Genomic DNA, 605 nt, shown 5'->3' with positions numbered 1-605 from the left:
CTGTTCTGAGTGAGCGCCGTTGCAGCAGCACGGCGGCCACGATGATCAGGCCCTTGGCGATGAGTTGGTCACTGGTGTCCAGCCCGTTCAGGATGAACAGATTCGTGATCACCGTGAAGATCAGCAGACCCAGGATCGACCCGACGATCGTGCCCCGCCCGCCCGTCAGCAACGTCCCACCGATGATCACAGCCGCGATCGCATCGAGCTCATACAAATCCCCATGCGTCGACGACCCCGTCGTCGTCCGCGCCATGATGATGATCGCCGCAACACCACAGCAAAACCCCGACAACGCGTACAACCACATCGTGTGCCGCCGCACATCGATACCCGCCAGCCGCGCCGCCTCCGGATTACCCCCCACCGCATACGTCCGCCGCCCGAACGTGGTCCGGTTCAACACCACCCAACCGACCACCACCACCAGCGCCAGCACGTACACCAGCAACGGCAACCCCAACACCCGCGTCGTCGACAGATCCACGATCGCCGCGTTATCCGGCTGCACCAACTGCGTCTTCTTGTCCGACATCCGCTGCGCCAGACCCCGCGCCGCCACCAGCATCGCCAGCGTCGCGATGAACGGAACCATCCGCCCATAA

The 605-nt window shown here is 63.8% G+C and carries 1 protein-coding gene; it reads right to left on the bottom strand.

The genetic code is table 11. The annotated features are described in order from the left end of the window. A partial coding sequence (locus tag Pth03_RS41190) for an ABC transporter permease (protein WP_203949960.1) occupies positions 1-605 on the bottom strand: 605 nt, incomplete at both ends.

It is taken from the genome of Planotetraspora thailandica (genome assembly GCF_016863335.1).
In the GTDB taxonomy this organism is placed as follows: domain Bacteria; phylum Actinomycetota; class Actinomycetes; order Streptosporangiales; family Streptosporangiaceae; genus Planotetraspora; species Planotetraspora thailandica.
This window is presented reverse-complemented; position numbering and strand designations above follow the sequence as displayed.